The 3,177-nt window shown below is 64.1% G+C and carries 2 protein-coding genes; both read left to right on the top strand.

Annotated elements, in window-relative coordinates:
- The first annotated feature begins 313 nt into the window (after nucleotides 1–313).
- Nucleotides 314–2,128 (top strand): IlvD/Edd family dehydratase, encoded by a 1,815-nt coding sequence (locus WCJ41_RS20950; protein WP_336907778.1) that lies wholly within the window; start codon nucleotides 314–316, stop codon nucleotides 2,126–2,128.
- 60 nt (nucleotides 2,129–2,188) lie between these two features.
- Nucleotides 2,189–3,112 carry an aldose epimerase family protein gene (locus tag WCJ41_RS20945; protein ID WP_336907777.1) on the top strand — a complete coding sequence of 308 codons (924 nt, stop codon included), beginning with the start codon at nucleotides 2,189–2,191 and terminating at the stop codon, nucleotides 3,110–3,112.
- Nucleotides 3,113–3,177 lie beyond the last annotated feature (65 nt).

Raw genomic sequence — 3,177 nt, 5'->3', positions numbered from 1 at the left:
ACAAGGCACGCCGCGCACAAACAGCGCCGCGTCCCTCAGTGACCCGGCTTATATGGCGATGCAGACCGAACTGTCAACAGCGGAAAACGTCAAACTGTCAGAAAAACGATAAATGACTGATTTGTAATGGCCATCCGCCTGTCACAATGACCAGAACCTAGGCCGGGAATGGCATCCAGCCGGCCCTGAAACCGTCCAGACGGTCAAAAGCCGGCCTCCGGGCCCGGAACCACACCGTCCGCCACTCCGTTCCGGCTCTTCATGCCGCGCTTGCCATAGACGGAGCCGACCCCTGCCTGTAAATGTAGGACAATTGGAGGATCCCATGGCAAACACCCCGAAGACGCCGCTCAAGTACCGGTCGCAGAACTGGTTCGACAACCCGGCCAACGCCGACATGACCGCGCTCTACCTCGAGCGCTACCTGAACTTCGGCCTCACCCGCTCCGAACTTCAGGGCGGCAAGCCGATCATCGGCATCGCCCAGACGGGGTCCGACATCTCGCCCTGCAACCGCGCCCATGTGGACCTGGTGAAGCGGGTGCGCGACGGCATCTACGAGAATGGCGGTATTCCGCTGGAATTCCCCATCCACCCCATTCAGGAAACCGGCAAGCGCCCCACCGCCTCGCTCGACCGCAACCTGTCCTACCTCTCGCTCGTCGAGGTGCTCTACGGCTATCCGTTGGATGGCGTGGTGCTCACCATCGGCTGCGACAAGACCACGCCCGCTTGCCTGATGGCCGCTGCCACGGTGGACATTCCGGCAATCGCACTCTCGTCGGGCCCCATGCTGAACGGCTGGTACAAGGGCCAGCGAACGGGTTCGGGCACCATCGTCTGGATGGCGCGCGAGAAGCTGGCCACGGGCGAGCTCGACTATGAAGGCTTCGTCGAACTGGTTGCCACGTCGGCACCGTCGACCGGCTTCTGCAACACCATGGGCACGGCCACCACCATGAACTCGCTCACCGAGGCGCTGGGCATGTGCCTTCCCGGCAACGGCGTCATCCCCGCGCCCTATCGCGAGCGCGGCCAGATGGCTTACGCAACGGGCCGCCGCATCGTCGACATGGTGAAGGAAGATCTCACGCCGTCGAAGATCATGACGCGCAACGCCTTCGAGAACGCCATCGCGGTCAACACCGCCATCGGCGGCTCCACCAATGCGCCGAACCATCTGAATGCCATCGCAGCACACCTCGGTATCGACCTCACCGTCGCCGACTGGGAGAAGCACGGCTATGACCTGCCGCTGCTGGTCAACCTGCAGCCCGCCGGCGAATATCTCGGCGAGGACTATCACCGTGCCGGCGGCGTGCCCGCCGTCATCGCCGAGCTGATCGGTGCCGGCAAGATCCACGAGGACTGCATCACGGCCAATGGCAAGACCATCGGCGAGAACTGCAAGGGTCATTTCTCCTGGGACCGCGCGGTGATCCGCGAGTTTGCGAAGCCCATGAAGGAACATGCGGGCTTCAAGCGTCTCACTGGAAACCTGTTCGACAACGCCATCATGAAGACCTCCGTCATCTCGGATGAATTCCGCCAGCGTTATCTCTCCAACCCGAAAGACCCCAACGCCTTCGTGGCCAAGGCCATCGTGTTCGACGGGCCTGAGGACTATCACGCCCATATCGATGATCCGAAGCTGGCGATCGACGAGAACACCATCCTGTTCATCCGCGGCGTCGGCCCGCTCGGCTATCCGGGTGCGGCGGAAGTGGTCAACATGCGCGCCCCCAACTACCTGCTGGAAAAGGGCATCCGCTCGCTCCCCTGCGTGGGCGACGGCCGCCAGTCGGGCACGTCCGGCTCGCCCTCGATTCTCAACGCCTCGCCGGAAGCAGCCGCTGGCGGCGGGCTGTCCATCCTGCAGAATGGCGACATGGTGCGGATCGACCTCAACAATGGCACCTGCGACCTTCAGATCTCCGACGCAGACATCGAGAAGCGCCGCGCCGAGCTGGAGAAGGCGGGCGGCTACAAGGTTCCCCCAAGCCAGACACCGTGGCAGGAGATCTTCCGCAAGGAAGTGGGCCAGCTCGATGGCGGCATGGTGCTGAAGGGCGCCACCAAGTTCCAGCGCGTCGCCAAGACCATGGGCCTGCCGCGCGACAACCACTGAACGATCAACACCTCTCCCCCGACATCGGGGGAGAGGCCTGAATGTCGAGGAGCCCCGGCCATGCTCGAACTGAAATCCGACCAGATCCGCGCGCGCTTCACCACGCTGGGTGCGCGCCTCGTGTCGCTGGACTTCGCCGGGGCCGACATGCTGATGGGCGGCGGCAGCGATGCCGACATTCTCGCGGGCGACTGGACGGCGGGCGCCACCATCGGCCGCATCGCCGGGCGCATCACCAATGCCCGCATCACCATCGACGGCACGGACTATCCGCTGGCCCAGAATTTTGGCGAGCACCAGCTGCACGGCGGCCCGGATAATTTCGCGGTACGTCACTGGAAAGCTCAGCCTACGGACAATCAAATCCACTTCTCCCTCCATTCCCCCGATGGCGACCAGGGCTACCCCGGCGCGCTCGATGTCTCTGCCACCTACAGCATCAGCGGCAGCACGCTGGCACTCGACCTCGAGGCCCGCACCACGAAGCCCACCGTCATCAACCTCACCAACCACGGCTACTGGAACATGTCGGGTGGCGAACGGAACGCCTTCGCCCACGACATGCAGATCCTCGGCTCGCGCTATCTGCCTTTGAGCGAAGAGCTGCTGCCCCTGGGCGAGCTGCACGATGTCACCGGCACCCGCTGGGACTTCCGCAAGCTGCGCCCCGTGGCCGAGGTCTATGACAATTGCTGGGTGCTCGACGGCCCGCGCGGCACGCTGCAGCACGGACTCACCCTGAAGGACCCGGTGTCGGGCCGCACCATGCAGGTGTGGACCACTGAGGCCGGCATGCAGATGTACACCGCCGAACACTGGAACCCCGGCTTCCCCGGCAAGGCCGGCCCCCTCGCGCAATTTGCCGCCATCGCCATAGAACCCCAGAACTTCCCCGACGCACCGCTCCACAAGACTTTCCCGAGCGCGGAGTTGCGGCCCGGCGAGACCTATCGCAACCGCATCGAGTGGCGGTTCTCGAAGTAGGGCAATTCCCTTCCAGCCGTCATTCCAGCCGTCATTCCAGCCGTCATTCCAGCCGTCATTCCAGC

Source organism: Aestuariivirga sp. (genome assembly GCF_037139295.1).
Lineage (GTDB): Bacteria > Pseudomonadota > Alphaproteobacteria > Rhizobiales > Aestuariivirgaceae > Aestuariivirga.
The sequence above is the reverse complement of the archived record's forward strand: the minus strand, read 5'-3'. Positions and strand labels throughout refer to the sequence as shown.

What these genes read in the sequence shown, in the direction of transcription:
- WCJ41_RS20945 (WP_336907777.1), top strand. Translation starts at nt 2,189, where the DNA reads ATGCTCGAACTGAAATCCGACCAGATCCGCGCGCGCTTCACCACGCTG.